21 protein-coding genes are annotated in these 24267 nt (G+C 69.6%); 9 read left to right on the forward strand and 12 right to left on the reverse strand.

Going from position 1 to position 24267, the window contains the following annotated elements; translation table 11 throughout:
• Window positions 1–135: 135 nt before the first annotated feature.
• Window positions 136–1056, forward strand: coding sequence for a neuraminidase (locus VD972_RS35205; RefSeq protein WP_324993193.1), 921 nt, complete (start codon window positions 136–138; stop codon window positions 1054–1056).
• A gap of 16 nt (window positions 1057–1072) precedes the next feature.
• On the opposite strand, the gene VD972_RS35210 is transcribed toward VD972_RS35205, so the two are convergent.
• The 8 genes from VD972_RS35210 to VD972_RS35245 form a co-directional block, all read right to left on the reverse strand.
• Window positions 1073–1759 (reverse strand): suppressor of fused domain protein, encoded by a 687-nt coding sequence (locus tag VD972_RS35210; protein ID WP_324993194.1) that lies wholly within the window; start codon window positions 1757–1759, stop codon window positions 1073–1075.
• Window positions 1760–1895: 136 nt separating this feature from the next.
• Entirely contained in the window at window positions 1896–3062 is a 1167-nt protein-coding gene (locus VD972_RS35215) for a GNAT family N-acetyltransferase (RefSeq protein ID WP_324993195.1), read from the reverse strand.
• Window positions 3063–3141: 79 nt separating this feature from the next.
• Entirely contained in the window at window positions 3142–3771 is a 630-nt protein-coding gene (locus VD972_RS35220) for a DUF2378 family protein (protein WP_324993196.1), read from the reverse strand.
• A gap of 58 nt (window positions 3772–3829) precedes the next feature.
• Window positions 3830–5359, reverse strand: a complete 1530-nt coding sequence (locus tag VD972_RS35225) for a glycosyltransferase (protein WP_324993197.1) — start codon at window positions 5357–5359, stop codon at window positions 3830–3832.
• A 29-nt stretch (window positions 5360–5388) separates the two neighbouring features.
• Window positions 5389–7068 (reverse strand): RluA family pseudouridine synthase, encoded by a 1680-nt coding sequence (locus VD972_RS35230; protein ID WP_324993198.1) that lies wholly within the window; start codon window positions 7066–7068, stop codon window positions 5389–5391.
• A 137-nt stretch (window positions 7069–7205) separates the two neighbouring features.
• Window positions 7206–7532, reverse strand: a complete 327-nt coding sequence (locus VD972_RS35235; protein ID WP_324993199.1) for a DUF3817 domain-containing protein — start codon at window positions 7530–7532, stop codon at window positions 7206–7208.
• 68 nt (window positions 7533–7600) lie between these two features.
• Window positions 7601–9100: an amidohydrolase family protein gene (locus tag VD972_RS35240; protein WP_324993200.1), complete on the reverse strand. Its 1500-nt coding sequence runs from the start codon at window positions 9098–9100 to the stop codon at window positions 7601–7603.
• 77 nt (window positions 9101–9177) lie between these two features.
• Entirely contained in the window at window positions 9178–10140 is a 963-nt protein-coding gene (locus VD972_RS35245; RefSeq protein ID WP_324993201.1) for a class I SAM-dependent methyltransferase, read from the reverse strand.
• 75 nt (window positions 10141–10215) lie between these two features.
• Between VD972_RS35245 and bioA the strand changes: the two genes are divergently transcribed.
• Together bioA and VD972_RS35255 are read left to right on the forward strand one after the other, a co-directional pair.
• Entirely contained in the window at window positions 10216–11553 is a 1338-nt protein-coding gene (gene bioA, locus VD972_RS35250; RefSeq protein WP_324993202.1) for an adenosylmethionine--8-amino-7-oxononanoate transaminase, read from the forward strand.
• Window positions 11554–11569: 16 nt separating this feature from the next.
• Entirely contained in the window at window positions 11570–12283 is a 714-nt protein-coding gene (locus VD972_RS35255; RefSeq protein WP_324993203.1) for a glutathione S-transferase family protein, read from the forward strand.
• 19 nt (window positions 12284–12302) lie between these two features.
• Here VD972_RS35255 and VD972_RS35260 read toward each other — a convergent pair whose 3' ends face one another.
• Window positions 12303–13424 carry an AI-2E family transporter gene (locus tag VD972_RS35260; RefSeq protein ID WP_324993204.1) on the reverse strand — a complete coding sequence of 374 codons (1122 nt, stop codon included), beginning with the start codon at window positions 13422–13424 and terminating at the stop codon, window positions 12303–12305.
• Between the two features lie 249 nt (window positions 13425–13673).
• Between VD972_RS35260 and VD972_RS35265 the strand changes: the two genes are divergently transcribed.
• Entirely contained in the window at window positions 13674–15581 is a 1908-nt protein-coding gene (locus VD972_RS35265; protein WP_324993205.1) for a S8 family serine peptidase, read from the forward strand.
• 159 nt (window positions 15582–15740) lie between these two features.
• Here the strand turns inward: VD972_RS35265 and VD972_RS35270 are convergent, their stop codons facing one another.
• Entirely contained in the window at window positions 15741–16271 is a 531-nt protein-coding gene (locus tag VD972_RS35270; RefSeq protein WP_324993206.1) for a phage tail protein, read from the reverse strand.
• Between the two features lie 594 nt (window positions 16272–16865).
• Here VD972_RS35270 and VD972_RS35275 point away from each other — a divergent pair.
• Entirely contained in the window at window positions 16866–18557 is a 1692-nt protein-coding gene (locus VD972_RS35275; protein ID WP_324993207.1) for a DUF7151 family protein, read from the forward strand.
• 77 nt (window positions 18558–18634) lie between these two features.
• On the opposite strand, the gene VD972_RS35280 is transcribed toward VD972_RS35275, so the two are convergent.
• Window positions 18635–19141 carry a GNAT family N-acetyltransferase gene (locus tag VD972_RS35280; protein WP_324993208.1) on the reverse strand — a complete coding sequence of 169 codons (507 nt, stop codon included), beginning with the start codon at window positions 19139–19141 and terminating at the stop codon, window positions 18635–18637.
• Window positions 19142–19339: 198 nt separating this feature from the next.
• Here VD972_RS35280 and VD972_RS35285 point away from each other — a divergent pair, with 198 nt between their 5' ends.
• The 4 genes from VD972_RS35285 (at window position 19340) to rpiA (ending at window position 22542) form a co-directional block, all read left to right on the forward strand.
• Entirely contained in the window at window positions 19340–19861 is a 522-nt protein-coding gene (locus VD972_RS35285) for a hypothetical protein (protein ID WP_324993209.1), read from the forward strand.
• 5 nt (window positions 19862–19866) lie between these two features.
• A complete protein-coding gene (locus tag VD972_RS35290) occupies window positions 19867–20349 on the forward strand; it encodes a hypothetical protein (RefSeq protein ID WP_324993210.1) in 483 nt (160 codons plus the stop codon).
• Window positions 20350–20709: 360 nt separating this feature from the next.
• Complete coding sequence (tal, locus tag VD972_RS35295) at window positions 20710–21807, forward strand: transaldolase (RefSeq protein ID WP_324993211.1); 1098 nt, start codon at window positions 20710–20712, stop codon at window positions 21805–21807.
• 21 nt (window positions 21808–21828) lie between these two features.
• Entirely contained in the window at window positions 21829–22542 is a 714-nt protein-coding gene (gene rpiA, locus VD972_RS35300) for a ribose-5-phosphate isomerase RpiA (protein WP_324993212.1), read from the forward strand.
• A 5-nt stretch (window positions 22543–22547) separates the two neighbouring features.
• Here rpiA and VD972_RS35305 read toward each other — a convergent pair whose 3' ends face one another.
• Complete coding sequence (locus VD972_RS35305) at window positions 22548–24260, reverse strand: D-aminoacylase (protein WP_324993213.1); 1713 nt, start codon at window positions 24258–24260, stop codon at window positions 22548–22550.
• Window positions 24261–24267: the final 7 nt, after the last annotated feature.

The raw sequence follows: 24267 nt of genomic DNA on the forward strand, positions 1-24267 counted from the left end.
GAGCTCCGCAAGAACCTCAAGCTGCCGAGGCTGGAGCTGCCCCGGCTGCCGGTGCCGAGCCTCCGCGCTTCCTAGCCATGAGCTGAGCGGGCTGGCATTCTCGCAGCCGCGACTCACGCCAGGGAGAGGCAACGCGTGGCCGAGAGAGACTGGGATCGGTTGGGCGAGCTGGCTGAGGGGCTCCGCGTGGGCCCCGTGGCCGTCAGCCGTGAAGGCTTCGGGCTGGTGGGCTCCACCGTGGAGCCGCCGGCCGGGACGCTGCAAGACCGGATGCGGGCCCGGCGCGCCCAGCTGCACCGAGTCACAGCCCAGGGGCTGGAGCACGTCTACGAGGGGCCGGGCTGGATCCAGGCGCTGGACTGCCAAGGGGCGCTGTGCATGGCGCTCGGGGCGACGCTGAGGCCCACGGGCTCGGGCTCGGACTATCACCTGCTGGTGTCCACGGATGCAGGCACGCACTGGACCCTCCGGGGCCCTGTGGCCGCGCCCAGCGCCGGGCAGGTGCTGGCGGCGAGCGCGGATGAGGCCTGGGTGCTGGGCGCCCTCTTCCTGGGGCGCACGGCGGACGGCGGGGCCACCTGGACGGAGCTGACGCTGGACGGCGAGCGCAACGCGCAGGCGGAGCGGCTGCGGCGCATGGAGCGCGGCGTGGCGCTGCTCGGCAAGGGCCTGTGCCACACGCACGATGGCGGCGCCTCGTGGGGCCGCGAGTCGTCAGGCAGCGCGCGGCTGGTGGATGTGGACGGCATGCACGTGCTGGCGGTGGAGCGCGGCCAGGCGCGGATCGGTGAGCGCCGCGGCGGCGAGGTCCGCTGGCTGGCGCCGCTGCCTTCTGGGAGGGATCCGCTGCGGATGACGGCCGTGGGCCCGGTGCTGCGGGTGCTGACGCGCAGCGCGGAGCCGGGCAAGGGCGTGGATCCGGCGGTGCACGTCACCGAGGACGGCGGGAAGACCTGGTCCACGCTGACGCTGGAGGCGGGCCCGCACGTGGACATCGCGGGCCCGCACGGCCTGGGCACGGACGTGCGGGGCCGGCTGTTCGGCCGGCTCTCCTGACGCCTCCCGCTGACGTCTACAGCTTCACCTCGTCCCGCTCGGGGTGGGTGATGTAGCCCGTGCCCGCCTCGACGAGCTTGGCCATGAGCCTGTCCGTGCCGTTGGAGCGGCTGAAGGCCATCTCGTTGCGCGTGACACCCACCAGCGTCAACAGCTGCACCTGGCCGGAGGGCAGGGTGAACTCGGCCGGACGGTGCGCATCCCTCACGAAGACGAAGCCGCTCAGCTTTGTCTCGCCTCCTGTGAGCGAGCCCTCCACCGGGTAGCGGTGGCCCAAGGCGAAGGCGCGCAGGCACACGAGGTTGTAGGCCATCATGTCCAGCAGCCGGAGCACCGGCCACTGCGCCTCCTCGGGCGTGTGGATGACCATCTCGTAGCCGACGCCGCTGGGGGCCTCCGGGGCCAGCTCCGCGCCCGGCGCCACGGTGAACGGGTTGGACAGGCCGCTCGTCACATACGTCCAATAGGGGAACTGCTCGCTGGGCGGGGCTGCGCGCACGCCCATGGGCCCCCAGTTGGGATCCGCCTCCTCTACCTGGGCCAAATCACTCTCGAGCCAGGCTTGCAGCGCGTCCGTCTGCTCCAGGGGGAAGACCTCATCGCTGATGGCGCCGAAGAGCTTCGGGTACTCCACCTCGTCGCGATCGGCCCAGCAGTCCTCGTACCACTGGACGAAGTCCTCTTGCGTCTCGGGCACTTTCATAGGGCTGACTCTAGAGGGCCCGCGCTCCCAAGGTGAGAAACTTTCTGCCCATTCGAGGGAGCCCCCCTCCCCACGCGAGGACACCGAGCGGCCCGCCCTGGGCTTGGAGCAGACTCCGGGTGACCGCGAGTGGACACTAGCCAGCCAGCGGCCAGGGCTTGAGGCCCGCCAGGCGCTCGGCCTCCTCCACTGCGGGTGTCAGGTGCGCCCGCTCGCGGCGCAGGAAGTCGCGCACGGAGCGGTTCAGGTTCTGATCGAAGATCAGGTGCGCGCTGTGCACCGCCGTGGGCTCGAAGCCGCGGGAGATCTTGTGCTCGCCGCCCGCGCCGGGCTCGAAGACCTTGCGGCCCGCACGGATGCACTCCTCCACCGAGTGGTACAGGCACACGTGGAAGTGCAGGAAGGGGTGCTCCTCGAAGCAGCCCCAATAGCGTCCGTAGAGCCGCTCGGGCGAGGCCACGTTGAAGGCGCCGGCGATGACCTTCGTGCTGCGCACGGCCTCCACCATCTGCATGGCCGCCGGCATGGCGCGGAACACGCGGGCGAAGAAGTCCGGGGTGAGCTGCACCTGGCCCCAGGCGTAGCGCTCGCAGGTGGCCGCGTAGAAGGCGTGGGCCCGCCGCGCGTGCTCGGGCCCCAGCTCCGCGCCCGACACGGTGCGCAGGGTGATGCCCTGCTCCTCCGCGGCGCCGCGCTCTCGGCGCAGCTGGTGGCGGCGCTTGGAGCTGAAGCGCGCCAGGTAGTCCTCGTAGGTGCTGTAGCCCGGGTTCTTCCAGTGGAACTGCAGCGTCATCCGCCGCGCCATGCCGGACTGCTCCAGGAAGTCCGCCTCTTCCTCAGTCGGGTAGAGCACGTGGAGCGAGGAGCAGCCCTCCTCGCGAGCGCTCTCGATGGCGGCCTCCATGAGCGCATGGCGCGCATCGCGCACGTGCTCGCCGGGAGCCACCAGGAAGCGGGGGGCCGTGGCCGGAGACAGGGGCGCGCCGATGACGAGCTTCGGGTAGTACTCGACGCCCATGCGCGCGGCCGCCTGGGCCCAGGCGTAGTCATAAATGTACTCGCCCATGCTGTGATACTTGCGATAGGCGGGTGAGGCAGCCACGAGCGTGTCGCCGCGCCAGAGCGTCAGGTGGTGAGGGGCCCAGCCCGTTTCCCGCTGGGCGCTGCCGCTCTCCTCCATGGCCGCCAGCCATGCGTGCTTCACGAAGGGTGGAGCGGTGGGGCCCGCCAGCGTGTCCCACTGCGCGGCGGGAATGTCGGTGATGGAGTCCAGCACCTGGACGCGGATCGAGGGATCGAGCACGGACACAGTTCTAACGCGGACGCTGGCCGTGCGCCGAGTCCCAGAGCGCTTCGCCCTGCAGGGCAGCGGGCGGAGGGGCTCAGCCCCAGGACAGGTCGTACTCGCAGTCGAGCTGCCCGAAGGGCCGTGCGCGGACCTGGGGATTCTTGGCGTGGACGGCCTCGAGCATGGCCTGGAGGACGCCCTCGGTGTAGAGCGGGAGCATGTAGTCGCCCTTCATGACGACGCGGGCGCCGTTGTCCCCCTGCATCGTCACGGTGCGCTCGCCGTAGCTCGCCACCGAGCGGTAGCCCGAGGCCAGGTGGCCCATCACCCGCTTGGGCGAGTCTCCGGACAGCAGCAGCAGCGTCCGGCCCGCCATGGAGTTGAGGAAGTCGCGCATGGCCTGCATGCCCAGCTTGCGCTGCGTGGCCTCGGGGCCGCCCAGCTGGGGGCTGAGCACCCGGGTGGCGGCGAGCGCCAGACGCAGGAAGTCGGACACCGGGTAGTTGGAGAAGTCGATGAAGCGCTTCTCGAAGCGCTTGTCGTTCAGCTGGACGTGGCACTGCTTCAGGGCACTCTCGCCCCCGAGGGCGATGACCGCTGCCAGCACGCCGTTGAAGAAGAGCCCCCGCGTCGTGTCGTGGGGCTTTGCAAGGGCGATGCGTCGCTCGTAGTCCAACTCCACGCCACCCACTGGGGATGCCGAGGCCGCGTTGAAGTGAGTCATGGAGGCACAGGACTCCTGAGGGGAGGACAACACTATCCCACAGGAGGGGGTGTTGCGATCAACTCCGCGTGTGGGCGTAGGGACCACTGGCGCCGCCGCTCCCACCCTGCTCCTCGCCGAGCCACTTCATGATTCCGCTCACAGCGATGCTGCCGCTGTGCTGCACCTGGCCCTCCAGCTGCTCGCCCACGGTGCGCGCCTGTCCCGCGAGCCGCAGGGCCTCCTCGAAGGCCTTCCGGAATGACTCGCGGCTCAGGTCCTGGATGCGCAGCTTCACCGCGACGCCCGCGGACACCAGGGCGCTGGCGTTGAAGTCCTGCTCCTCGAAGATGGGGATGGCAATGGTCGGCGTTCCTGAGCGGGCCGAGGCGGCACAGTGGCCTGCTCCCGCCTGGTGGACGATCGCGGAGACCCTGGGGAACAGCCAGCTGTGCGGGAAGCGCTCACCGATGTACCACTGCGGGTTCTTGAGGAGCGGGTCGTCGATCATGAACTCGAAGGTGTGCTTGAGCAGCACGGCCCGGATTCCCAGGTCCTGGACGGCCTCCAGCATGTCGCGGGCGGCCTGCTCCGCCTGGTGGCGCGGCAGGAACTGCTTGAGCGAGAAGCTGCCGAAGCCGATGTAGATGACAGGCTGTCCCGCGGGGTTCTCTTGCAGGAACGTGCTCAGCGCAGGAGGCACTGCCTCTGTCTCCTCCTGGGCGGGAGGGAGCAGCGGCCCGGGGTTGAAGTACCAGCGCGGCATGTCCTTCTCCGGCACCGGCATGAGCAGGCTCGAGAACCCCTGGAGGGAGGGGAACTGCCAGTGCGTGCGGCCGAAGGCGTAGCTCAGCATCGAGCGCGGCTTCAGCCCATGGAGCTCCCTCAGCTGACGCATCACGGGCCTCTCCAGGTACAGGCGGATGAAGAACGGCAGCGTGTAGGACAGCCAGTTGATGAAGCTCCCGCGATCGCTCTTGCCGAAGAGCGGGCAGAGCCACGAGGTCGTCGCCATGAAGAGCGGCGTGTAGCGGAAGATGAACATGGGGAGCCGGTGCTTCTCGGCGGCCTGGCAGCCCAGGTTGGCGGCGAACTCGTTGACGATCAGGACGTCCGCCTTCGAGCGCTCCAGCATCGCGTTGAGCTGCTTCAGGTACGAGGGGCTGTGGTGGGTGATGTGGCGGTAGAGGTAGTAGAGCATCTTCGGGCCCTGCTGCCCCTGGAGCTGCGGGGTGAGGACGTCCTCGGTGTGATCGTCCTCCTGGAGGAAGAGCTCGCCCTCGCGCAGCCCCAGGCTCAGGGCTGCCTGGAGGTTGAGCTCGCGGACGTTGATGATGACCGAGTGGCCCGCTCTCTTGAGGTGCTGCGCCAGCACGGCCAGCGGCTGGAAGTCTCCGCGGCTGCCCCAATAGAAGAGGGCAAAGGTGAGCTTCTTGCCCTGGGGAATCGTCGCCTCGTACTCCGACCAGGGACGGCTCGTGCTCTGTCGAGCCCCGGTGTCGACGCGGTAGAGCCAGTAGAAGAACACCCCGAGCAAGACGACGGCTGTCACGCCAAGGCCCAGCACTGCTGCGAGGACCGTGAGGACGACGGAACTGCCTTGCCACATCCTGCCTCCATGCTTCGTGGGAATTCGTGTCAGAAGGGCGCTGGGCGTTCGAAGGAGACGCGCTGCCCTGTCTTCGGGTGCCTGAATGAGAGCGACTCCGCGTGCAGGTGCAGGCGAGCGCCTTCGTGCCCGTAGAGGCGATCCCCGATGATGGGCGCCCCGAGGCCGAGGGGGTGCGCCGCGTGGACGCGCAGCTGATGGGTCCTCCCGGTGAGCGGGAAGAAGGCCACGCGGGTGCGCTCACCGTTTCGCGCGAGGACCTGCCACTCGGTCACAGCGGACTTTCCGTGCACAGGATCGTAGATCTGCCGGGGCCGGTCATCGAGGTCGACGCGCATGGGGAGCTCAATGGTCCCCCGCTCTCCGGGGACGCGCCCCGCGACCCAGGCCACGTACCGCTTCTGGACCTCCCGGCTCGCGAACTGACGCTGCAGGTCCGCGTGCGCCCGCGGGTCGAGCGCGGCGACGAGCAGTCCTGAGGTGTCTAGATCGAGCCGGTGCACGAGGAGCGGGCCCGTGGCATGCGGATACCGGGCGCGCAGCCGGACGAGCACCGAGTCCGCTACCGAGGCGTCGCGTCCTGGCACGGAGAGCAGCCCGCAGGGCTTGTCGATCACGACCACCCATGCGTCCTCGAAGACGACGGTCATGTCCTCGGCCACGGCCGCCGGCGGCGAGAAGGTTCGGGGGGGCGCGATCCCCAGACCCTCCAGCATGAAGGGGAGCAGGGGTCCGCACTTGTCCCGGCAGGCCGCATAGAACGCACCGGCGATGCGTCCCCCCGTGGGCGGCGGAGCGCCCCACCAGAACTCGGCCAGCGCCAGCGGAAGCAAGCCGCTCCTGAGGGCCTGCGCGAGGAGCTTGGGGCCTGCGCAGTCCGCGGCGCCCGAGGGTGGCTCTCCCGGTGCGTACAGGCTCCGCAACGGGCGCCGCTCTCCGCGCGCATTGGGGACCCCGTAGGTGTCGTGGATCCGCTTCATGAGCACGCGGCAGAAGCCGTGGCGCAGGCGCTCGAGGGCCCGAAGACGCCGCTCGAGCCGAGCGCTCTTGGGCTGGAGCGCTCGTCGCTCCTCCTCCTGGGCCGCGTCTGCCCTGCGCCGCTCCGCCTTGTCTCCGCGACTCTCCTGGTCGAGCGCATGGAGGGCCTCGCGTTTCTCGGCTTCCGTGAGCGTGACAGATGCCTCGAGTGCTGCCCGCTGGGCATGCCGCCGTCTCCGGTTCTCATCATGCCGGGATCGCAGTGCCGCACGCTCCTCGGCGTGGCGCGCCTCCTGCGCTTTGTGCGCGGAGCGGCTCTCGCGGAGCTCCGCCGAGTCCTGAAACGCCTCGAAGCGGGCGAGCAGCGTCTTCACCGCGGCCTCTCCCGCGGGCTCCACCTGCTCCCGGGCCAGGCGGTCGAAGAGCGGCGGGACGAAGCCCTCAACCTCCCACTGCCCGCCGAGCATGCCGGAGAAGGAACGGAGGAAGCCGATGCGGCCTCCAGGCTCCCGCACGACCAGCACACCGAACATCTTGCCGCCCTCGGGACTCTCGAGCATCGAGGCCGGGAGCCCGGGGGCGATGAGGCCTCCGCGCAGCTCCGCCTGCATCACCTCCGCGGCCCGTCGCGCCAGCTCATGAGGACCGAGCTCGTCGAAGGGGCTCGGAAATGGCTCCGCCACCTCACGAGGGTCTGGCTGCGGCTCAAAGAAGGTGATCCACGTCTCCACTGTTCTTCCGGTACCACGAAATATCCGCTCCAGGGCTCGAGCTCGGCGCTTGCGCAACGCACGAACCTGTCTGGTTGTCTGACAGGTTGGCGGAGGCTGCGCCCGACAGGTCGCCCATGGCGGACTCCTGCCTGGGCTTATGAGCTGCGGAGCTTCGTCCCAACCCCCTGGGGGGCCTCCTCGCGGCGCAGCCACACGTCGAACACGAAAGGCCCGAAGGGCAGCAGCGACGCGATGAAGCCGGCCCCTACGCGTAGGAGCGACCAGCGGTGCGCGGTCGCGGCGTGGCCCAGAACGAGCAGGTAGAGGATGAACAGCACCCCGTGAGCCCAGCCGCCGGCCTTCACCGCCAAGGGCATCCCCGCGAAGTACTTCAGCGGCATGGCGATGAAGAGGAGCACGAGGAAGGAGGTGCCCTCGAGCAGGCCGACGGCACGCAGACGTCCGATGGGGGTCTTCCACATGAGGGCCACCTCGGTATCTCCGTTCCCCTTCGGGAGCAAGCGCCATCGGTGACGGCGCTGCCCTCGGCTCAAGGCCGCCCGGCGTTGCGCCGCAGCAGCGACAGCACCTCTGCTCGTGTCGTCGGGCCGTAGGTGCGGTGGCTGGGCTCGGGGACCTGCTGGTAGAGCTCCTTCTGCCTGCCGAAGGCGTCCGCTCGCAGCTTCGCCCGCTGCACCGTGGGGTCCACCCCGTACGGCTTCGTCGCGCTCAGGCCGAACACCTTGGCCTTCAGCGCCTTCGTCAACTTCGGGTAGCCGAACTGCTCCTGGAACTCGGCGGAGATCTCGAACGCGCGGAACGCCTGGATCTGATCCTGCGGCGAACCGAACCAGATCGAGTCCGTCCCCCAGAGCACCCGATCCTCGCCCACGTACTTCAGCAGCTTGCCCACCACGTGCGCCGCCGCCGTCGGGTGCGCCATCAGCAGCTTCCACGTGGCGCCCAGCTCCGCGTACACGTTCGCGTTCGGCGGAATGCCGTGGTCTTGAAGCGACTTCACCAGGGCGTCCACCCCCGCCTGCGCCGCCTCCGCGTTGTAGGGGCCCTCCATCCGCGGGCTCTCGAAGCCCGAGTGGTAGACCATGAACGTCACGTCCGGGAACAGCTTCGCCACTGCCCCGATGTCCCGGCACCGCGTGAAGTGCGGGTCCATCCCCGGCAGTGGCAACCCCTTGTGCACGGTGAAGAGCTTCACTCCCAGCCGCCGTCCCTGCTCGATGACCGGCAGCCCTACCTCCGGGTCATCCAGGAAGAAGCCTCTCCCGTCCGGCCCCCACACCGTGTAGAGCTTCCACGCTCGCACCTTCCACGTCTCCGCCAGCGCTTGCATCCCCTCGAGCTGCGCCTTCAGCGGCCCGAGGTTCGGCATGACGATGCCGTGGATCATCAGCCGGTCCCCTCCCAGCTTCTCCACGGCCTCGCGCGTGGCCACCGCCTCTTCTGTCGTGAGCGGGTTGTCCCCCGGAGCCCCCGCCAGCGCGCTCAGCACCGCCATGTCCGTGTCGCTGTCGAGGAACACCTCCTTGATGAAGCGATCCCGCGAGTAGCAGCTCAGGTCCTTCTCCGCGCACCAGCCCGCCGCCGTGTACGGCAGGAAGTCCAGCGTGCGGTTGTTCTTCATCCAGTCCCGCTCCGGCGAGACGTGGTGCGTCTGCACGTCGAAGATGAACTCGTCCCCCGCAACGGCTGCCTGCGCCGCCTCCTCGTCGAGCGCCGCCTCCTTCGGCACCGCGTAGCCACCCCCCGCGCCTCTGCGGGCACAGCCGTAGCTGGTGTTCATGGCGAGCAGCGTCGCCGCCGCGCCACACGCGCTCCTTAGGAAGTCCCGCCGCGAGCGCCCCGTCCGCCGCGCTCCCTCCTCCGCCATCCGCAGCGCCAGCGCCTGTGCGGCGCGTGTCTCCGCCGAGGCCGGCTCCGGGAAGAACTCACCGTTGGAGACCGGATCCAGCTTGATGGGCAGGCGCAGCTCCTCCTCGGGAGCTGTCTTGCGCGAAGGGGTGGGACTGGAGCTGTCTCGCCGCGCCGCCATGGGTTGCCCTCCTCGGGTTGCTGCCCCGCCGAACGGGCAGCCCTCACACCTATTCCCGGTTGCGGGTCCCCACCGGCCTATGCGCGAGCCACCAGCAGCCAGGCCGGGGCCCACCAGTAGGTGTACAGCAGCCGGCGTTCGACCCGTGCGAAGCCGGCCTCGCGCAGGAGCAGCTCCCAGTCAGCGATGGGGTGCTCGAAGGTGGTGCGGGTGGCGCTGCGATCCACGTAGCCGAAGAGCACGGGCATCAGGAAGCCCTGCGCTACCGTGTTAAAGTCCGTCCCAGCGTACTCGGCCAGCCCTACCCGGTAGCGGGCGAGGACATGCTGCACCAGCTCCGGCGCCAGCGGCTCGTCCATGCAGGGAGCATCAAACTCGGCGAGCAGCAGCGTGTCACAGTGAGCGCGCAGCCACCCCAGCATCGAGGGCCGGAGGGCCGGAGGGAGGGAATGCAGGCTGAAGGTGGCCTGCGCCACGTCCCAGCGCCGCTCCTGCATGCCGGGCTCGGCGGTGAACTCCTGCAAATTCCCGGCGAAGGTGTCGAAGTCCACGCTCCGTGCAGTGAGCGCCCGCGTGGTGCGCTCGAGCAGGGGCGTCGCAGGCTCCACCAGGGTCACCCGTCGCACCATGGGTGTCAGCGCGGGCAGCAGCGCCAGTCCGTCACCGACGCCGATGTCCAGGAGCTGGAAGGGCTGGCTCAGGTAGCTCCGGGCCAGCGCTGCGCTGGTCTCCTGGTACAGCGCCACGTTGCCGCCCCCGCGAATGAAGGCACCGAAGCCCTCATCCGACATATAGACGTTGCGCTTCCCCTCCTTGGCCACCCGCGCGAGGTAGCTCGCCGCCGCACGGGGCAGCAGCTCTTCCAGAGAAGCCCGTGCCGCCTGCTCAGCGAAGGCGGTGGCCTCGGCGTAGCGCTCGTCGGCGAAGGCCAGCATCGCCAGGTAGAGGGAGCCCTCCCAAGAGGAAGTCGCGGCACGAGCAGCAGCCTCGAGGCCGCCGGTGCGGTAGTGGCTCCAGATCTGGAGGAAGTCGTCGCTCATGGGTGGCATCCGAAAGCACTCTGCCAAGCCGTGGAACGGGTTGCGAGCCGGACCTATCCAGGGCAGAACGCGCCCGTGAAGCGAGCGGACATCGTCACCCTGGACAAGCAGCACGTGTGGCACCCGTACACGGCGATGGAGACCTACATCGCCCAGACGAATCCGATGGTGGTGGTACGCGCCGAGGGGCCGTACCTCCAGGATGCGGACGGGACACGGTACCTGGACGCCAATGGCTCCTGGTGGGTGTCCACGCTGGGGCACCGGCATCCTCGGTTGGTGCAAGCGCTGGTGGACCAGGCCTCGGTGCTGGCCCACGCCTCCCTCGCCGGAATCACCCACGAGCCGGCGGCGCGGCTGGCGGCGGAGCTCGTAGCCTTGGCCCCAGGAGCAGAGCGGGCCGAAGCGGAAGTCCCCGCCGAGCAGCGGCTGACGCGCGTGTTCTACTCGGACAACGGGAGCACGGCGGTGGAGGTGGCCATCAAGATGGCCGCGCAGTACTGGGCCCAGAACGGCCGGCCTGCGCGCACGCGCTTCATCACGCTGTCCGGAGCATTCCACGGCGAGACAGTGGGGGCCACGAGCGTGGGCGGGGTGCCGCTGTTCCGCGAGATCTTCGGGCCGCTGCTGTTCGACGTGGTGCACGTGCCCTCCCCGGCGGAGGAGGGCGGGTGGGAGCGGGCGTTCGCCGCGGTGGAGAAGACACTGCGGGAGCAGGGGGACACGGTGGCGGGTGTCATCCTCGAGCCGGTGCTCCAGGGTGCGGCGGGGATGCAGCTCTACTCGCCGGCCTTCCTGCGAGCGGTGCGCGAGGCGACGCGGGCGGTGGACACGTTCCTCATCGCGGACGAGGTGTTCACGGGGCTGGGGCGCACGGGTGCGCGCTTCGCGTGTGACCTGGCGGAGGTGGTGCCGGACCTGCTGTGCCTGGCAAAGGCCCTGAGCGGGGGGCTGCTGCCCTTCGGCGCGACGCTGGCGACGGAGCGGGTGTTCTCCGGCTTCCTGGGCGCACGGGACCGGGCGCTGTACTACGGGCACTCGTACTGTGGGAACCCGCTGGGGGCGGCGGTGGCGCGCGAGGTGCTGGCGGTGTACCGGGACGAGGATGTGCTCGGGCAGGTGGCGCGCAAGGCTCCTCGGGTGAAGGCCGCCTTCGAGCGCATGGCGGAGACGGTGCCGGGCGTGGTGCGGCCACGGGCCATCGGGATGGTGGGAGCGGTGGACCTGGGCAGTGGCGGGTACCTGGCCCATGGCGGGTGGCGCGTGTACGAAGCGGCGCGGCGGCGCGGTCTCTACTTGAGGCCGCTGGGGGACACGGTCTACATCGCACCTGCGCTCAATATCCCGGACGAGGCCTTGGACGAGCTGCTCCATGGCGTGGAAGCCTCGCTGCGTGAAGTCGCCGGGAGCTGACGGAAGAGGGGGAGAGATGATCATCCTGCATCAGGGCCCCGCAGCCTGGGGAGTCGCCAACATCAGCCCGTACTGCGTCAAGCTGGAGAGCTACCTCCGGATGGTGGGGGTGCCCTACACGGCGAGGGCGGCGGACTTCCGCAAGGCCCCCAAGGGCAAGATCCCCTTCATCGAGGAGGACGGGAAGATGCTGGGTGACTCCCAGCACATCATCGAGCACCTCAAGCGCAAGCATGGGGACCCACTGGACGCGAAGCTCAGCGCGGAGGACGTGGCGAAGGGCCACGCGGTCCGGCGCATGTTGGAGGAGAGCACCTACTGGCACATCATCCAGGTGCGCTGGGCGGATGAGGAGGGCTGGCGGGCATACCGCCCCACCTTCGAGGCCATCTTCCCTCCCGTCGTGGGCAAGGTCGTCGTGCCCATGATTCGACGGAAGACCGTCCAGAGGCTCCGGGCCCAGGGGCTGGGACGCCACCGGCCGGAGGAGATCCTCGAGATGGGGAAGGCGGACATCTCCACCGTGGCGGCGCTGCTGGGGGACAAGCCCTACCTGCTCGGAGACGAGCCCAGCTCGTTCGACGCGACGGTGTATGCGTTCCTCGTGAGCATCCTCGCGTTCCCCGTGGACTCGCCGTTCCGGAGGTACACGCAGGAGCAGCAGAACCTGGTCCGCTACGTCCAGCGGTTCCAGCAGCGCTACTTCGCGAGCTGGAGCCCTCCGGCCTGAGCGCAGCGGGAGCACCTCGTCAGATCTGTGGCGTCACCGCGCGCTCCTGCCGGAGCAGGAGCAGCTCGCGCACGATGATCTGCACCGTGGCCACCACCGGCACGGCCACCACCGCGCCGATGACGCCCGCCAGCTCCGCGCAGAAGAGCACCGCGAGCAGGATGAGCAGCGGGTTGACGTGGACGGTGCGGCGGAACACCAGGGGCGCCAGTAGGTTGCCCTCGATCTGTCCGTAGATGATGAAATAGACGAGCACCGCCAGCGCCTTGATGCTTCCACCCGTCGCCCACGTGAGCAGGGTGATGAAGCCGCCCGCCACCACCGGCCCCACGTACGGGACCATGCTGGAGAAGCCGCTGGCGATGCCCAGCGGCAGGAAGAAGGGCATGCCCATCAGAGCGAGCATGGTGGTGGTGAGCGTGGCGTTGACGGTGCAGATGAACGTCAGCCCCGACAGGTAGCCGCCCGTGACGTGGTACACCTTCCGCATCACGCGCTCGTAGCGCTCGCGGTGCACAGTGGGGACCTGGGCCAGCAGCCGCTGCAGCAGCCCCCCGCCAAACGTCAGCATGAACATCACCAGGAAGAAGACGGTGATGGCCCCGGCGATCAGGCTCACGGCCCCGCCGATGGCCTGCAGCAGCGGTGGCACGGCCATCTGCCCGATCGAGCTGACCTCCGCTGTCGCCTCGGGCTTCTGGCCGAAGAGCTGCGTCAGGCTCGCCAGGTGCGTGGTCAGCAGCCGGACCAGGCGCAGGGAGCGCACCTGCTGCATCAGGTTCGGGAACTGGGTGAGCAGCGCCTCTCCCTGGACCAAGGCCGCGGGGATGACCAGCAGCCCCAGCGCCGTCACCAGCACGATCAGCGCGGTGAGCACCGCGGCAATGCCCTGCCACCGCCGCAGCCCCATGCGCTCCAGCCAGGACACGCCATGCTCGAGCGCCATGGCCAGCAGCACGGCGATCCCCGTGAGCGTGAAGGCGACCCGCGTCTTGACGACGAGCACGGCCAGCACCACCACGGCGAGCAGGGAGAAGCCCACGGTGAACACCGTCCGGGGTGTCACCTGGGACCTCCGCCAGTTCATCAGATCGCCCGCCGCCACCGTGCCTCCGCCGTGCTGCCACTGCCCCAGATGCACCGATGTGTCTCCTCCGGTGAGGGGGCAACCCGGAGGGACCGCGATGTGACGGGTTGCTCGCTTTGCAACGTCCACGGGTCAACGGAACTCCGGCCCTCCAGTCATCTCCGCGAGAAATCCTCCGGCTCCCCGAGAAATCGAGCCTCCGCGAGATCCAGCCAAACCGGCCTGCGACAAGAAATCCACGTGAGCGCGGAAAAGACCCAGGACCTCCCCCCCCCTGGGGCGCGATGGCTGAAGGGAGCACGAATGAAGGGCTTCAAGTCGCTGGGCATGGTTCTCACCACCACTCTTCTGGGCTGTGGCTCGGGTACCTCCTCGGAGCTGGACGCCGCTGACGCGCCGAGTCGCGCCGTGAGCGCCTCGGTCTTGGGCAAGAGGAAGATCGTCAACCCGCCCGTGGCTGCCCAGAGTGCCTGCGACGCGCTCTACTCGAACCCCCAGGCTCAGGCCGCCCTCACGCAGGCCGTGGTGGACCCGGGACTCCGCGCGGACGGCACCGTGCGCACGCTCATCCTCTCCTTCAATGAGGATGCCGCCATCCCTGCCGCGCTGAACACCCTCACCGGCGCGCTGGGCTTGGTGGTGGGGCAGAACCTCGGGACGCTCCGGGAGCTGCCCATGGTGGCGCTCTCCCTCCCCGTCACCCCCAGCCTGCTGAGCACGCTGACGCAGACGCTCCAGCCGCTCGGCCTGCTCTCCGTCTATGAGAACCGCTCGCTGAGCTACTTCCTCGACTCGAGCGTTTCCTACATCCACGCGGACGCCGCGCGCACGGCCTTCCAGACCACCGGCCACGGCGTGGGCGTGGGCATCATCGACTCGGGCATTGACGGCACTCAGGGTGACTTCCCCAACGTGGTGAAGAACGTGAAGGTGGTGGGCAACGTGCTGGGCACCGGCGTGGGCGGCGCGCTCTACGTGGACCTGCCCAACACGGACCTGACCAGCGGCCATGGTACCCACGTGGCCAGCACGGTGGGCGGCTCGGGCGCGCGCTCCAACGGCCTTCACAAGGGCGTGGCACCGGGCGCGAACCTGGTGGGCGTGGGCGTGGGCGACGCCATCAACATCCTCTTCGCGCTCGAGGGCTTCGACTTCCTCATGGATCCGGACGTGAAGGAGGCCTACAACGTCCGCGTCATCTCCAACTCCTGGGGCACCAGCGGCAGCCACTTCGCGCCGTTTGACCCGGTGAGCATCGCCAGCAAGCGCGCGTACGACCAGGGCATGATCGTCGCCTTCGCCGCTGGCAACGATGGGCCGGGCGCCGACACCCTCAACCCGTACAGCGCCTCGCCGTGCGTCATCTCCGTGGCGGCCGGCACCTCGCGCGACACTCGCGGCGCCACCAACCCGCTCCTGTCGCAGGATGCGCCGGGAGAGCTGGTGGACTTCTCCAGCCGCGGCATCCCCGGTGATGCGCTCCACCACCCGGACATCACCCTGCCGGGCGTGAACATCGTCGCCGCGCGCGCCACCACGGCGCTGCCCGCCATCGCCCCGCCGTACCTGGGCCTGGATGGCCTGCATCCGGAGCCCTTCTACGCGGCGCTCTCTGGCACCTCCATGGCGACCCCGCACCTGAGCGGCGTGGTGGCCCTCATGCTCGAGGTGAACCCGGCGCTGAACATGGACGGCGTGCTGGCGGCCCTCACCTCCACCGCGCGGCCCATCTTCGCGCAGAACGCGGACGGCACCGCGCGGCAGCTCGCGGAGTGGGAGGTGGGCGCTGGCTACGCGGATGCCTACGCGGCCGTGCGCGCCGCCGCCGCCACCGCGGGCACGCGCTACACCACCACCACCACCGCGCTGCCGGGCTGGACGGGCAACGTGAACCTCTCCGTGAGGGTCCCCATCCTGGATCTGGAGCTGGTGGCGGCCGAGCACAACAAGAACATCGTGGTGCCCGCGGGCAAGAGCGCCCTGCGCATCAAGACGAGCTGGGGCAACCCGGCGTTCGACTTGGACACCTTCGTCTACGGCCCCAACGGGAACCTCGTGGCCAGCAGCGCCGCGGGCACCTCCGCCGCGGAGTCCGTCTCCATTCCCCGCCCTGCGGCGGGCACCTACCGCGTCCAGGTGAAGGGCTTCCTCAACGGCCCCACCCCCTACACGGGCACCGCGGAGGTGGATCAGCTGATACCCCTCCCGTAGCCAGACAAGCCCCGTCTGGTAGCGGGACCGAAGCCTCGGGTCGCTTGAGAGGGAGCGGCCCGGGGCTCGGAATTTTCAGAGGAAGCCCCGGCACAGTGGGAGGGCGTTGCTCCGCGCCATGAAGCGGCTGCGAGCGCGCCCTCTCCTCCGGACGCTGACTCAGCTGCGCGAGGGGAAGATGCCCTCGAGCGCGATGATGAAGCTCACGCAGAGGAAGGGCTGCATGTTCTGGTGCGGCTGGCTGCCACCCGCGATGCTGAGGCTCGTCGGCGCCATGGCGCTATTGGGCGTGGGGCTGTAGAGGTTCTCCGGCTGGCCGGACTGGTTGATCAGGACCGCGGGCACGTTGCCCGCGGGAGAGAACTGATCACCCTGGTTGGTGCTGGCCTCGATGGCGTGGTTGTGGGCCGGCATCTGGCTGGAGATCAGGGTGACGCTCTCCACGCCGCTCGCCTCGCCCAGGCTCCGCGGCGTCAGCCCCGGTCCTGTGCCCCAGTTCAAAGGGGCTCGGCCTCGCAGATCCGGCAGGGCGAACGTCGTCTGCCCGTTCCCGCCGTAGGTGGTGCCCAGGATGGAGAACAGGGCGGTGTTCTGCGCGATGGGCAGGATCTGGCCATCGCAGAGCGCCCAGCCTCTGGGCGCGAAGTTGCCTCCGAACAGCCGGATCTCACCGAGGAATGGCTCAGACATGTGTCACTTCCTTTTGCTCCAAGTGTGGGTCACTCAACAAACCATGCGGCACTGACCCGGGGAAGCAGTAGCTGCAAGGAGCGCAACGGGAAGTCCTGGATTCCTGGAGGGTCCGGGTCGGATCCGGGACCCCCACCGTCCAGATGCTCGCCACGACACACCTCTCGGGACAGACTGGCGGTGTTGGCTTCGAGACACCGTGCGCGGCCCAGCACGCATCGTTCACCGCGGGGCTCCTCGTGTCTTGGACGCCCCGCCTTCATCCGGCGGGAGTGTGCCGGAGTGAGGGGTTCATCCATGAAGAGGCAACGTCTCTCTGGCGCGCACTGGCTGCGAGTGCTGCCACTGTCCGGCTTGATGGCATTGGTGGCTTGCACGGGCTCCTCGGGACCGAAGGGAGATCCCGGCGACCCGGGCCCCGCGGGTCCTGTAGGCCCGGCGGGCCCAACAGGCCCAACGGGTGCAACAGGCCCAGCGGGTCCGCAAGGAGAGCAGGGTCCCGCTGGAGGACCGCAGGGGCCCGTTGGGCCTGCTGGACCCGAGGGAGCGCCAGGGGCTACAGGAGCCACGGGGCCAGCGGGCCCGGCAGGTGCCATGGGGGCGCAAGGGCTGGACGGCGTGGCCATGCTGGCGGCCACGTCTGCCGAGGTGGCGGGGGCCAACTGCGCCACGGGCGGCACGAAGGTGGAGCTGGGCCCCGACGCCAACCGCAACGGCGTGCTCGAGCCCGGTGAAGTGAACGCCGTGCTGACGCGCTACGTGTGCAATGGCGCTCAAGGGCCTCAGGGGATTCCAGGCGCCACGGGGGACACAGGTCCTCAGGGCACCACGGGGCCGCAAGGGTTGGAGGGCGTGGCCATGCTGGCGGCCACGTCTGCCGAGGCGGCGGGGGCCAACTGCGCCACGGGCGGCACGAAGGTGGAGCTGGGCCCCGACACCAACCGCAACGGCGTGCTCGAGCCCGGTGAGGTGAACGCCGTGCTGACGCGCTATGTGTGCAATGGCGCTCAAGGGCCTCAGGGAACTCCGGGCGCCACGGGCGCCACGGGTCCCCAGGGCACCACGGGGCCACAAGGACCGGAAGGCCTGCCCACGGTGGCGGCGACCACGGCCGAGCCGGCGGGAGCCAACTGCGCCACCGGTGGTGTGAAGGTGGAGCTGGGCCCCGACGCCAACCGCAACGGCGTGCTCGAGCCCGGTGAAGTGAACGCCGCGCTGACGCGCTACGTGTGCAACGGCGCTCAAGGGCCTCAAGGGACTCCGGGCGCCACGGGCGCGCAGGGAGCCCAGGGCGTGCAGGGCACCCAGGGGCCGCAGGGCATCCAAGGCACCCAGGGCCCGCAAGGTCCCCAGGGCCCGTCAGGGGCGCTCGCTGCCTACGGAGATGGCTCGGCGGGAGCGCTCACCGTGCCGGTGGCCACCACCCTGGATCTCTCCAACACCGGGGTCGTCAACGCGCAGCCCTTCAGGACGAACACGCAGTTCACCAGTATCAACATCGCCGGCACCCTCATCGTGCCCAGCGGGACGGTGCTGCGCGCGACAGGAACCGTCACCGTGAGTGGCTCCATCACCGTCGCCGCTGGGACGGAGGACACGGGCAACGGTCCGCCCCAGCCTGGCATCGCGCGCGGGGTTCCGGGCATCTTCCACGGAGGCACGGGGATCGCTCTGCTCACGGCAGCGCGGCTGAAAGGGTCGAGCCCCGCGGCGGGTGGTGCGGGAGAGGGCAAGCTCACTGACGGAAATGGTGGAGCGGGAGGGGGCTCTCTCCTCATCGCGGCACAGAGCAGTGTGAGTGTTCCCGTGGGAGGAAGCATCAGCGCGAACGGGACCAACGGTGTCACCACCGCGACCACCGGTGACTTTGGTGGCCCGGGCGGTGGTGGTGGCGGCATCATCGTCATCGCATCCAAGGGGAACCTCACGGTAGGAGGCACTATCCGCGCCAACGGAGGGGCAGGTGGTAACGCCGTCAATTCGAACGGTGGCACCACGGGAGCAGGAGGAGGCGGAGGAGGAGGGGGAGGCATTGTCCACCTCATCTCGGCGAACCCCATCTCCGTGACGGGAGCCCTGCAGGCGAATGGTGGAGCCCCGGGAACCGATCTGCTGGTCACGCCAGTGGGGAGCAATATCGCCGGAAGCGGCGGGGGTGCGTGCGGTGGCGACGGTGGTGATGGAGGAGGTGGCACGGCCTTCACTGGCCCCGCTGCCGCAGCCCAGGCGGGGACCGCAGGGCACGTCATCCAGCTCGTGACAGCCTCGCCGGAGAACGTGCTCTGAGGTAGCACCGCCTGCTTCCCAGGTTCAGCGGCCCGCGGGCACTCGTGCTCGCGGGCCGTGTCGTCTCCAGCGAGCGCTCACGGCCCGTGCTCACCCTCGCGCGGCCTGTGTCTCCACTCGAGCACGAGGTACGGATCCCAGGTCGGGTCCGCACTGTCCACGGAGATGAAGCCGAGCCGCGCATAGAGCCTCTGGGCGGGGTTGTCCCGGGCCACGCTCAAGCGCAGCGGCTTGCCGGCCGCGGTGGCCTCCTGCAGGAGCGTGCGCAGCAGCTCGGTGCCTATGCCCGCGCCACGGTGCTCGGGCAGCAGGGAGATGTCGACCAGGCGCAGCTCGCCGGGCTCGTCTGCCACCCAGAGGCGGCCCGCGGGGCGCCCCTCCAGGAGCACGAGCTGGTGCGAGCCGTGGGAGTAGCGCATCTGGTAGGCGTGCCGCTGCGCCAGCCACTGCATGCGCATGACGGCACTGCGCTGCACGTCGCCCAGCGGCAGGGCCGCAATGTCCGGGCGTGTGCTGGCGTACAACGCGAAGAGAAACGCGTCATCCTCAGGGCTGACGGGGCGCAGAGAGAGGGTGTGGGCCACGACCCCTCCAACCATATCGCTTCATTGGGAGCGGTGGTGGCGCGCCGGTCTTCCTGGACCTTCGTACACAGTGCGGACATCCGACGTCCTGAGTTGGACATCTGCTGAACAGGTGTCTCCCCTCCAGGCGTCAGAGCCCTGGGGAAGGAGCGTCAGACCCACATGAGATGTTCTGGGGGTTCGCACGCGGGAGAGACCATGAAAAAGACACGACATGGCAAGTCCACCCCGGACCCGAAGGACTCGGAAGGCAGGGAGGAGGAGCTGCGGGAGCTGGCGCGCCGCCTGTCGGACCTGGACGGGGATGCGCTGGACGCCCAGCTCTTGGTGACGTTCCGCGAGGCTCGGGACTCGGGCACGGTGCCCCCGGACGCGGGCTTCTTCCTCGTGGCCCACATCCTCCTGGCCATGGCGGACGAGGCGATCCCGGAAGCCCCCCAGGTGCGCGAGCTGGGCCGCGAGCTGGAGAAGATGGAGCAGGACTACGGACTGCCGGAGGACAAGAGCTGGGCGCCGGGCGAGGCCCCCGAGGAGTGGGAGGCGCTCTGCCGCCAGTACGAGATGGCCTGTGACGAGGCTCGCGCGAGCTTCTTCCGCGCTTACGGCGAAGCGGAGATGGCGGAGCTGTTCCTGCATGACAGGGCCGGCTTCATCCGCCACTTCGAGAGCGGACGCCGCTTCTTCCACGGACTGCCGATGCTGCCGGACTTCCTGAACTGAACCGCATGATGACGATGATCTACGAGCTGGTGAGTGCCTCGGGAGCGACGACCGCGTTCATCGTCTTTCTGCTCCTCTCGTTGGGGATCTCCCTGGTCCTCTACGCGGTGATCCTGCGCCAGACCTCTCGCCACGCGCTGTTCCAGGGTGGACCCACCCTCCCGGCACCCCTCGCGGCAGTGCTCTGCGTGGGGGTGTTCGGGCTGCTCTTCGGGGCGATGTACGGCACCACGCTTGAGGGCTTCTATCGGGTCGAGCTGCTCGACGGGGAGGTGCGCCTGCACTACCTGTTCCCCGCGCACACGGTGACGCTGTCGCGCATCGAGCTGGCCCAGGCCGAGCGCGTGCGTGCGCACAAGGGGCGCTGGCACCTGCGGCTCCGCACCCACGAGGGTGTCACGTACGAGAGCGCACTGGCGAATGATCGCGCGGTGCTCGAGTCCTGGCAGGGCCTCAACTCCTACTTGGACGACACCGGCCAGCCCTGAGCGCTCCTCGGGCGTGGGCCCGTGCTTCCTCGAGCCCAGGCTCAGGCGGGCTGAGGACTGGCGGTGGCACCCAGGGGCCGCCGGCTCTGCGCGGCCGTGAGGATGAGCGCACCGAGGCCGAAGAGCACCGTGGCCAGCACGAGCAGGGCGAGTTGAAGGTGGGAGGACAGGGCTCCGCGCCCACTGGCGCCACACGGTCGGGCCTCCTGCCCTGGAGGGCACCTCAGGAGTCTTCCCAGCAGCCAGCGGACCGGGCGCCAGGGGGCTCCTTTCGTCCAAGCTGCAGGGCCGCCAGAGGGTTCACACCTTCCGCCTCAGGAGACGGGCCCGGCTCGGGCTCCTGGGAAGGAGGGCAGGGGCATGATCGCAACCCAAGCGCTGCGCGAGGTTGGACAGGGCATCTGGCTGGACTTCATCACCCGTCGGCTGCTCGCAGAGGGCACGCTGCAGCACTACATCGACGAGCTGGGTGTAACCGGGCTTACGTCCAACCCCACCCTCTTCTACCAGGCCATCTCCCGGGGGAATGACTACGACGACTCCCTCCGCGCCGGGAGGGAGCGAGGGCTGCGCGGTGAGGGGCTCTTCTTCCAGCTCGCGCTGGAGGATCTCACCCGCGCGGCAGCCCTCTTCCAGCCCATCCACCATCAGACCCAGGGTGAGGACGGCTGGGTGTCGCTGGAGGTGTCCCCGCTGCTCGCCTGGCAGCCGGTGCCCACGCTCGAGCAGGTGCTCACCCTTCACGCGCGGGCCAGCCTGTCCAACCTGTTCATCAAGATCCCTGGCACGCATGCCGGCCTGCGGGCCATCGAAGAGGCCACGTACGCGGGGGTGCCTATCAACGTGACGCTCCTCTTCTCGGCCGAGCAGTACCTGGCCGCGGCGAACGCCTACATGAGGGGCATCGAGCGGCGGTTGCAGGATGGGCTCTCACCGGACGTGCGCTCGGTGGCCTCGCTCTTCGTCAGTCGCTGGGACAAGGCGGTGCAGGGCAAGGTCCCCGAGCTGCTGCGAAACCGGCTGGGCCTCGCGGTGGCGCAGCGCACCTATCGGGCGTACTGCGCACTGCGTGCGAGCCGGCGTGTCCAGCACCTGGAGTCCGAGGGGGCCTCCATGCAGAAGCTGCTGTGGGCAAGCACGGGCACCAAGGATCCCACCGCGCCGGACACGCTCTACGTGGAGTCGCTGGCCGCGCCGGACACCATCGACACGATGCCGGAGGGGACCCTGCTGGCCTTCGCCGACCACGGGACGGTGGAGCAGGTGATGGCGCGGGATGGCGGGGACTGCGAGCGGGTGATTGCGGAGTTCGTCGCCGCGGGCGTGGACGTGGACGCGCTGGCCGAGCAGCTCCAGCGGGAGGGGGCTGAGTCCTTCTCCAAGTCCTGGCGCGATCTCATGGCGGTCATCTCCGAGAAGCGCGAGGCTCTGGAGGAGGGGCACGGAGTCGTGCGCTGAGGCCCCAGGAGGTTCTCCGCCGTGTCCCCTCCCGAAGAGAGCGAGGTCGCCCGTTTCAAGCGGTGGGCCGCCGAGCGCGCGGTGGAGCTCGTCCAGCCGGGCATGGGGGTGGGGCTCGGCTCTGGGAGCACCGCGGCCTTCGTGGTGTACCGGCTGGCGGCCCTGCTCCGCGAGGGCAAGCTGACTGGCGTCGTGGGGGTGCCCACGTCGCTGGAGACGGAGTCCCTGGCGCGCTCGGTGGGGGTGCCCCTGGCCACCTTGGAGGAGCACCCGGCACTGGAGCTCACCATCGACGGGGCAGACGAGGTGGACCCGGAGCTCTGCCTGCTCAAGGGCGGAGGGGGAGCGCTGCTGCGGGAGAAGATCGTCGCCCAGGCGAGCCGGCGGGTGATCATCGTGGTGGACGAGAGCAAGCTGTCGCCGAGGCTGGGGACTCAGAGGCCCGTGGCAGTGGAGGTGCTCCCCTTTGGCTGGCGCTCACAGGCCCTCTTCCTGGAGGGGCTGGGCGCACGCGTCACGCGGCGAGAGGCGCGTGAGGGAGGGCCCTACCGGACGGATCAGAGCAACTTCATCCTGGATTGCGACTTCGGCCCCATCTCCCGTCCGGCCGAGCTGGCCGCGAAGCTGGAGGCGCGGGCGGGAATCGTGGAGCACGGGCTGTTCATCGGCCTGACGTCCGAGCTGATCGTGGCAGGCCCCAAGGGAGTGGAGCACCGGGTGCGTCGTGCCGGGTGAGGGCCCTACTTCCGGGCGCCCTTCCACCCTGGGCCGCGGATGACACGGCCGGGCGTGGCGCCGGTGGGCTCTCCGTCCCGGAGCACCTGCACCCCGTTGACGAAGACGTGGCGCACGCCCGTGGCGTACTGGTGCGGCCGGGCGTAGGTGGCGTGGTCCTGGATCGTCGCCGCGTCGAAGACGACGACATCGGCGAAGTGCTGGGCCTTCAGCCGCCCGCGCCGCTCCAGGCGCAGGTTCTCGGCGGGCAGCGACGTCAATCGGCGGACGGCCTCCTGCAGCGGGAACACCTTCTCGTCCCGGGCGTAGCGGCCGAGCACCCGCGCGAAGCTCCCGTAGGCCCGCGGGTGGATGCTGGACTGGAGGAAGACGCCCTCGGCGGCCACGGACTCCATGTCGGAGCAGAAGCTCATGTACGGCAGTGCGAGCTGCTTGCGGACGTTGTCCTCCGACATGAGGAAGTACACGGTGGAGATGCGGCTGCCGTCCTCGATCACCAGATCGATCGCCGTCTCCTCGGGGGACTTCCCGCGCAGGGCGGCCACCTGGGCCAGCGTCTTGCCCGTCAGCGGCTTGAGCTTCTCGCTCTTGAAGCCGGTGAGCAGGATGTTCTCCGGCGAGCCGGCGGCCAGGAAGAAGTTCTCCCAGTCACCGGAGGGCGTGGTCATCTCCCGCATCACCCGCTGGCGGATGGCCGGATCCTTCATCCGCTCCTCCCAGGCCTTCTGCCCGCCCTCCTGCACCCAGGGAGGCATGGCGGCGTCCAGCCCCGTCGCCGCGGCCGTATAGGGGTACATGTCCGTGGTCACCCGCAGCCCGCTCTTGCGCGCCTGCTCGATGCGGGCAATGGCCTCGTCCAGCTTCCCCCAGTTGCGCTGGCCCGCGGCCTTCAGGTGGTAGATCTCCACCGGAAGCCCCGCCTCGCGCCCGATGGTGAGGGTCTCGTCGAGGGCCTCCAGCAGCCGGCTCCCCTCGCTGCGCATGTGGGTGATGTAGATGCCGCCATGCTCGGCGGAGACCTTCGCCAGGGCGATGAGCTCGTCCGTCTTCGCATAGGCCGCGGGCGCATAGATGAGCGACGAGCCGACGCCCAGCGCTCCTTCCTCCATGGCCCTGCGCACCAGGGTGCGCATCCGCTCCAGCTCCTCGGGGGTGGGGGCGCGGTCGGCGTACCCGAGCTCGTGGACCCGCACCGTGGTGGCCCCCACGAACGAGGCGACGTTCGGGGAGATGCCGCGCTTCTCGAGGTGCTCCAGGTACTCGCCGAGCGTCGTCCACGGCACGTCGAACTTCAGATCGCCCTGCTGCTCGAGCATCTCCTTGCGCATGGGCTCGGTGAGGGGCCCCATCGAGGAGCCCTCGCCGAAGATCTCCAGCGTGACGCCCTGCCGGAGATCGCTCTGCGAGCGCCCGTCCACCAGCAGGGACTCCGTGGCCCAGCTCAGCATGTTGATGAAGCCGGGGGCCACGGCGAGGCCGCGGGCATCCACCTCGAGCCGCCCCCGAGCGCCCTGCAGGTCTCCGATGGCGGCGAGCGTGTCACCTTGGAGCGCCACATCGGCGACGAAGGGCTCACCGCCGCTGCCGTCGTAGACGGTGCCGCCTCGGAGGACGACGTCGTACGTGGCAGCCTCCAGGGGAGGAGGCACCGGCGTGGAGGCGCAGGCGGAGAGCAGCAGCCCGCAGCAGACGAGGACGAACAAAGGGACGGCGCGCATGGATCTC

Source organism: Hyalangium sp., from assembly GCF_035629615.1.
Classification (GTDB): domain Bacteria; phylum Myxococcota; class Myxococcia; order Myxococcales; family Myxococcaceae; genus Hyalangium.

Bases quoted from the DNA above. Each gene is read 5' to 3' on its own strand.
- VD972_RS35210 (WP_324993194.1), bottom strand. From the start codon at position 1,759: ATGAAAGTGCCCGAGACGCAAGAGGACTTCGTCCAGTGGTACGAGGAC.
- VD972_RS35220 (WP_324993196.1), bottom strand. From the start codon at position 3,771: ATGACTCACTTCAACGCGGCCTCGGCATCCCCAGTGGGTGGCGTGGAG.
- VD972_RS35225 (WP_324993197.1), bottom strand. From the start codon at position 5,359: ATGTGGCAAGGCAGTTCCGTCGTCCTCACGGTCCTCGCAGCAGTGCTG.
- VD972_RS35235 (WP_324993199.1), bottom strand. From the start codon at position 7,532: ATGTGGAAGACCCCCATCGGACGTCTGCGTGCCGTCGGCCTGCTCGAG.
- VD972_RS35240 (WP_324993200.1), bottom strand. From the start codon at position 9,100: ATGGCGGCGCGGCGAGACAGCTCCAGTCCCACCCCTTCGCGCAAGACA.
- VD972_RS35245 (WP_324993201.1), bottom strand. From the start codon at position 10,140: ATGAGCGACGACTTCCTCCAGATCTGGAGCCACTACCGCACCGGCGGC.
- VD972_RS35255 (WP_324993203.1), top strand. From the start codon at position 11,570: ATGATCATCCTGCATCAGGGCCCCGCAGCCTGGGGAGTCGCCAACATC.
- VD972_RS35265 (WP_324993205.1), top strand. From the start codon at position 13,674: ATGAAGGGCTTCAAGTCGCTGGGCATGGTTCTCACCACCACTCTTCTG.
- VD972_RS35270 (WP_324993206.1), bottom strand. From the start codon at position 16,271: ATGTCTGAGCCATTCCTCGGTGAGATCCGGCTGTTCGGAGGCAACTTC.
- VD972_RS35275 (WP_324993207.1), top strand. From the start codon at position 16,866: ATGGGGGCGCAAGGGCTGGACGGCGTGGCCATGCTGGCGGCCACGTCT.
- VD972_RS35285 (WP_324993209.1), top strand. From the start codon at position 19,340: ATGAAAAAGACACGACATGGCAAGTCCACCCCGGACCCGAAGGACTCG.
- VD972_RS35290 (WP_324993210.1), top strand. From the start codon at position 19,867: ATGATGACGATGATCTACGAGCTGGTGAGTGCCTCGGGAGCGACGACC.
- tal (WP_324993211.1), top strand. From the start codon at position 20,710: ATGATCGCAACCCAAGCGCTGCGCGAGGTTGGACAGGGCATCTGGCTG.
- VD972_RS35305 (WP_324993213.1), bottom strand. From the start codon at position 24,260: ATGCGCGCCGTCCCTTTGTTCGTCCTCGTCTGCTGCGGGCTGCTGCTC.